Genomic DNA, 5,737 nt, shown 5'->3' with positions numbered 1-5,737 from the left:
CACACCGCCCTCCACCTTCTACCGGCGCCGCGCCCGCCGGCAGCACCCCACCCGTCACGAGAGGGAGGACGCGGTCCTGACCGAGAAGATCAAGGTCGAGGCGTCTTCGGCGAAGGTGGTGTCGCGTACGAAGTGCAGCCGGTTCTCGATGGTCCATTGCGACCTGGCGAGCTGGCCAAGTCGCTGGGGCGAGGCCTGTTGCGAGCTCAGGTCGGTGTTCACATAGGCGGTCTGGCGGCTGACCGTGCCGGTCTTGAGGTCGGTGCGATAGCGCAGCATGCGCACGGCCTGGACTGCGTAGGGGAAGTCCAGGCCGAGGTCGGTGACGGTGAGGGCTCTGGTCACGCGGGTCTCTCGGCGGCCGTGGCCCATCTCGCGGTCGTAGCAGCGCGCGGTAACGTCCTTCCACGGCAATGACCTGAGCTGGCGGTGCAATTCGGGCTGGTTGGCCTTGACCATGAGCAGGTAGTGCGCCTTCTTCTCCTCCACCAGGAAGCGCACATGGCCGCGCTGGGTGTGCAGGGCATCGGCCGTGACCGTGACCCCGGTCAGGTTGTAGGGCTCCAGCAGCGCGGCGAAGCAGGTGATCTCGTTGGTCTTGTCGGGCACCCGCAGCTGGGTGACGGTTCGGCCGTCGCCGGTCATCGCGGCCAACAGGTGAGCGGCGGGCGAGGTGCCGTGCCGGGAGCCCCGAGTGGCTTTCCCGTCCACCGCGATCGAGTCCGAGCCGACCGGATCGGCACCGGTCAGGTCGGCGAGGCCGCCAGGGCAGACCAAGCCGATGACCCGCCGGATCGTGGCGGCGCTCGGTGCGACGCGAACGCCCAGCGCGCCTTCGACCCTGGAGCCCAGCCGAGCCAGGGTGTGCTGCGGAGCGTTCGCGGACCACTGACCGATGGCAGCGTACGATCGCGCGCCGGCGACCACCGCTGAGGCGGCGATCAGCAGCACTGCCACGAACGGGTGACGTACCCCTCGGCGCCGACGCGGATCGGGCAGCAACCGCAGCCGCTCCACCAGCGACAACCCCGCCACGCCGTCCACAGGAGGCGACTTGATCAGGCAGACGGTGGCAGACTGGCGGCACATCGAAGCTCCGGCGGTACGAGGCGACTTGGCAAAGGTCACCCCCGTTCAACCGGAGCTTCGTTGCGTTCGTGACGGCCGAGCCCAGACCCCCTGCATCGCCGTGACCAGCGGACTCACGTGCTCATCGGGGACTTTGCAACGGCCCTGGGATGCCACGGCGTCGGAACTACGCAGAGCTGCTCGGGGTCTCATCGCGGCTTCCCGAGTGGAGGCTCTACGACGGCGGGGCGCACTGGGCGCTGTCGTTTCTCATGAACCTCGAACACGACGCACCGCCGACACCGACGCCTCCCAAACTCGTGAACAGGTGCTGTCGGTTCTCGGGTCCTGGTCCAACTTCTGTGAATGGTGACGCTGCGTCACTACCTGCGACTTGACGGTAGGCGGTGTGAATTGTCAGTAGTGAGTGTCATGATCGGATCTGTGGAACGTTACACAGCCGATCAGATCCAGGTGCTTACCTTCGAAGAGCACGTGCGGTCGCCTGGCTGATGGCAGCGATGGCGCTGACCTGCTGATCTGTGAGCGTTGAAGTGTGTGTGGTGGGTTCCGCAGACCCGAAGCCGGTCCCACGAGCGGGGCCGCCTCAGCAGTCCCACGGGCTGGTCACCCGCACCCGGACCGGGCAGCACGCCCCGCCCGGACCTGGCCCCAGCCCTCAGGAACGCCGCCCCTGCCCCTTCGTTCGTGCCTCGTGGCATCCACTGCCCGGACCGTACGCGCCCGTACTGACAACCGCCGCTGCCGCCGCCCGCATCACCGCCACCGTCAGCGGGGGCTCAGATCGGCGGCGAACACCGAGGGAGTCAGCACCAGTCCGGTGCTGCCGGGGATCCGGCCCTGGAAGCGGCTGACCAGGCTCAGTCAAACACCATGGGCCGCGCCGCCGAGATGACCGGTACCACCCCCGGCTTCCTGCGAGCCCTCGGCGAACACCGCCTCATCACCCCACTACGCTCCGAAGGCGGCCACCGCCGCTACTCCCGCTACCAACTGCGCATCGCCATGCGCGCCCGCGACCTCGTCGACCAGGGCACCCCATCGAGGCCGCCTGCCGCATCGTCATCCTCGAAGACCAACTCGAGGAAGCCCTGCGCCTCAACGAACAACTCCGCCGCTCCCGGCACGACCAGGAGCCCACCGCGGACACCTGACCGGACCGGCGACCTGGCCTACAGCCGCGGGCGGGGCCTATGGACAGATTCTGCAGGCTCCGTCGCGCCCTCCGTGTCCATGGACAGGCCCGGGCCAGCTTCCGCAGGGTGAACCCGCCGCCGAGCGCCTCCTCGGCCCGCCCGCGCGGTACGAGCTGCACGGCATCGCCGAAGCAGGCGTGCAGTGAGGCGAGCAGGCGGGCGGTGGCGGCCGGAGCGATGCCTTGCAGGGAGAGCGCCAGCCTGGCTATCGGGGTTGAGTACGATCTCGGGTAAGCACCGTAGCTCGGCCTTGCTTCATCCCGCGCGGTACTCACAGGGCGGTGCTGCGCCCGCCGGTGCCCGCCTGATCCGTGCTGTGCCCGAGGACGGCGGTGCTGACTGCGCGGTGCCAGCCGTTCAGCATGCGTGCCTGCTCGGCAGCCCGCTCGGCAAGGCGGTCCAGCTCCACCTGGTCCAGGCGCGGATCGGTGTCGGCGATCGCGCGCAACGCCCGCCACAGCGCGGTCTTGCCCTCGACGCCGGCGCGCAGCGTTTCCAGTTCGATCAGGTCACTGAGCGGGGCGCGGCGCACGACGGTCCCGTTGGGCTTGAGGCGGCCGAGGCGTTCACCGGCGAGGCCGAGCCAGGTCCGGTAGTGCCGGACGGGCACGCCGAGTCGGTTCATGATCCGGACGAGGTCGTCGCGGTCCTGTTCGATGTCACGGGCCAGGCGCTGCAGGTCCGTCGCGCGGCTGCTGCCCGGGTGGGTGCGGGCCATGCGGGCGGCGAGCGCGGCGCCGCCGAACGCGCCGGTCAGGTGGTCGTTCAGGTAGATGTGCAGCGGCTCGGCCAGTGTGTGGGGAGACATCGCGGCTCCTCCCGGCGCGGCCGGTCACTAAGGTCGCCGAAGGGGTGGGCGCAGCGACCTCGTGCCGGTCACGGAAGCGGAATGGTCTGGCCATTTCATCGTGCCGCGCCATGCGGCCGGGCGCTCGCCGCCGGACGGGGCATCCGGGGCGGCCACGATACCTCGGGCTCTTCACGAGACCGGGCCCTTGGCGAGGCGCACCCATGGACCGGTCCTTGCGGCACAACCGGCGAACGGGGCACCGCCCGGTCACCGGAAGGATCGGTGTTCTACCTGGCGTCGGGGTGGGGGATCAGGTCGCAGAACGTGACGTTCCGGGCGTCGATTTCGATGGTGCTGATCCACGCGCTCAGGCAGCGGTGGAGCGCCTCGCGCAGCGGCGCCGAGGAGTCGAGGTCGATTTCGCCCGCCACACGGATGGTGGCGCGCCGGGCGGCCAGGGAACGCAGAACGGTGACGCGGAGGGTCGGAGCGGGGGTGATGGGAATGACACGACTCCAGGTGTCAGGACAGTCTGCGGGTTTCGATACGCCCGGGGACGGGCCAGTGGACATTGCGTACCCAGCCGAGTCGCTCCAGCAGACGGATGGCGGCGGCGGTGGGGTCGATCTGCCCGCGGTCGACGCCGTGTCGGGCGCAGGTTGGGTCGGCGTGGTGGAGGTTGTGCCAGCTCTCTCCGAAGGAGAGCAGGGCGAGCGGCCACAGGTTGGTGGCCCGGTCGTGCCTGCGAGTGCGGAAGGGCCGCCGGCCGATCATGTGGCACAGCGAGTTGACGCTCCACGTCACGTGCTGCAGCAGGGCGACCCGGACAAGCCCTGCCCACACGAGCGCGGTGAGTGCGCCGCGCCAACTCCCGCTGATGGCCCAGCCGAGCCCGAGGGGAAGCGCGAGGGAGAGTACGCACAGGGCGGGGAACGCCCTGGAGACGGCTCGCAGGTCCGGGTCGGCGAGGAGGTCGGGTGCGTAGCGGGCCGGCGGCGTGGCGTCGGCGGTGAACAGCCAGCCGACGTGGGCGTGGACGAGACCGCGCAGTTCGCCGGCAAGGCTGGTGCCGAACCGGAAGGGGGAGTGCGGGTCGCCGGGGCGGTCGGTGAAGGCGTGGTGGCGGCGGTGGGTGGCGACCCAGCCGATCACGGCGCCCTGGAAGCTCATCGATCCGGCGATCGCCATGGCGATCTTCACCGGGCGGTTGGGTGTGAAGCTTCCGTGGGTGAGGCCGCGGTGGAAGCCGAGTGTTACGCCGAGACCGGTGAGGCAGTAGAACGCGGCGGCGAGGATCAGGTCGGTGGGGCCGACGAGACTGCCCCACAGCCATCCGACGGCGATCGCGAGCGCGATGAACGGGAACGCCACCACGACGGCGGTGGCGGCCAGTTGCCATCGGGGGACGCGGTGCCGGTCGGCGGGGTCGACACGAGGGAAGGGCGAGACCCCGTCGTACAGCGCGGGGACGCCCCGTTTGCGGGCCGTACCAGGGTGGGTTTCTGGGGGTGACGCCGTGCGGCGATCCTTGAGGGCCATCCCGACTCCTTCGTCTGCGATACGGCGCAGCCGGGTCTGGGGCGGCAGATCCGACCCGACCGACTCTCGGGCCCAGCGGGCCATGCGGTCGTGGTCTCACACGGCAATTACCCATTTTCGGGCGTCGCACACAGACTCACACGGGGAGGTGCGGCAGCGCCGGGCCTACCCCCGGAGGCAGAGTTCCGGGGGCGGTGCTGAGGACGGATGTCAGCTCGCTGCCGGGAATCGCTCCCAGACGGGTGCCGAGCAGGTCCACGAGAGCGGGGACGGCTTCGGTGTTCTCGGTGGCGGGATCGTGGAGAGGGCCGCCGACGCGCTCCTGGGGTGACGCGCAGGCGGGCCGCCCCGCTCTGCTGCCCGTCATATGTGCCGTTGGCGACGACGCGCCCACGGTGGGTGGCTGCCAACGGCGGGACGGGGGCGCTGCCACACGCCGAACCGCTGCCCTGCCACGGCCGGTCCGGAGGGATCGGAACTGAGCGCCCCGACGGCACGGTCGGAACCCGCTGTGCGGACTCGCGATCGTGCCGCCGGGCCTGGGATGGCCTTGGGTGTGTCTCAGTAGTAGTGGCGGCGGCCGCCGACCTGGTGGCCGACGGCGCCCAGGATCCAGAGGATCAGGCCGATGACGACCAGGACGATGCCGATGGTCCACAGGATGGAAATGCTGGTGAGGAATCCGATGACGAGGAGGATGACTCCCAGGATGATCACGATGACCTCCGTTGTGCGTTCCCCCCTGCCGATGTGAGTTCTCCGTCGCTGCGGAGGTGATGCTCGCCTTTCCTGTGTTCCGCCGGTGTCTCTGAGGAATTGCGTGCGGTGCCGTTCCGGTCCCGCCCGCCGGAGCTCGCTCCCCCGTGCCCGGTGTCGGCGGTGGTCAGGGTGTGGGGTGAGGGTGGTGGTGAGGCCGGTGAGGAGGATGGCGAGGCCGCGTTCGAGTTCGGCGGCGCCGTCGTAGGTGGCCAGGGCGGTGATGAGGCCGATTCGAGGACCGGTCCAGGGCCCGGACTCAATTATTTCCTGTCGTGGCACATGGCATCGCGGTCAGGGGTGGAGGGCGTGGTCGGGGTGTGGAGGTCGTCGATGGTGATGTCGACGCGTGTGACGGCGAGGCCCA

Annotated in this window: 5 protein-coding genes and 1 pseudogene; 1 reads left to right on the top strand and 5 read right to left on the bottom strand. The window is 69.9% G+C overall.

The genetic code is table 11. The features are described 5' to 3' along the window. Nucleotides 1–54: 54 nt before the first annotated feature. Nucleotides 55–1,089 (bottom strand): ISAs1 family transposase, encoded by a 1,035-nt coding sequence (locus ACWC9T_RS40475; RefSeq protein WP_449826037.1) that lies wholly within the window; start codon nt 1,087–1,089, stop codon nt 55–57. 873 nt (nt 1,090–1,962) lie between these two features. On the opposite strand from ACWC9T_RS40475, the pseudogene ACWC9T_RS40470 reads away from it, so the two are divergent. Beyond that, nucleotides 1,963–2,243: pseudogene (locus tag ACWC9T_RS40470) on the top strand (helix-turn-helix domain-containing protein). Between the two features lie 313 nt (nt 2,244–2,556). On the opposite strand, the gene ACWC9T_RS40465 reads toward ACWC9T_RS40470, so the two are convergent. The 4 genes from ACWC9T_RS40465 to ACWC9T_RS40450 form a co-directional block, all read right to left on the bottom strand. After that, entirely contained in the window at nt 2,557–3,093 is a 537-nt protein-coding gene (locus ACWC9T_RS40465) for a hypothetical protein (protein WP_449826036.1), read from the bottom strand. A gap of 269 nt (nt 3,094–3,362) precedes the next feature. Next, on the bottom strand, nt 3,363–3,506 hold the full coding sequence (locus ACWC9T_RS40460; RefSeq protein WP_449826035.1) for a hypothetical protein: 144 nt from the start codon (nt 3,504–3,506) through the stop codon (nt 3,363–3,365). 91 nt (nt 3,507–3,597) lie between these two features. Continuing rightward, complete coding sequence (locus ACWC9T_RS40455; protein ID WP_449826034.1) at nt 3,598–4,614, bottom strand: acyl-CoA desaturase; 1,017 nt, start codon at nt 4,612–4,614, stop codon at nt 3,598–3,600. A 561-nt stretch (nt 4,615–5,175) separates the two neighbouring features. Next, nucleotides 5,176–5,331, bottom strand: a complete 156-nt coding sequence (locus ACWC9T_RS40450; protein WP_095877766.1) for a DUF6131 family protein — start codon at nt 5,329–5,331, stop codon at nt 5,176–5,178. Between the last annotated feature and the right edge of the window lie 406 nt (nt 5,332–5,737).

It is taken from the genome of Kitasatospora sp. NPDC001159 (genome assembly GCF_053598235.1).
This window is presented reverse-complemented; position numbering and strand designations above follow the sequence as displayed.

Bases quoted from the DNA above. Each gene is read 5' to 3' on its own strand.
- ACWC9T_RS40475 (WP_449826037.1), bottom strand. From the start codon at position 1,089: ATGTGCCGCCAGTCTGCCACCGTCTGCCTGATCAAGTCGCCTCCTGTG.
- ACWC9T_RS40465 (WP_449826036.1), bottom strand. From the start codon at position 3,093: ATGTCTCCCCACACACTGGCCGAGCCGCTGCACATCTACCTGAACGAC.
- ACWC9T_RS40455 (WP_449826034.1), bottom strand. From the start codon at position 4,614: ATGGCCCTCAAGGATCGCCGCACGGCGTCACCCCCAGAAACCCACCCT.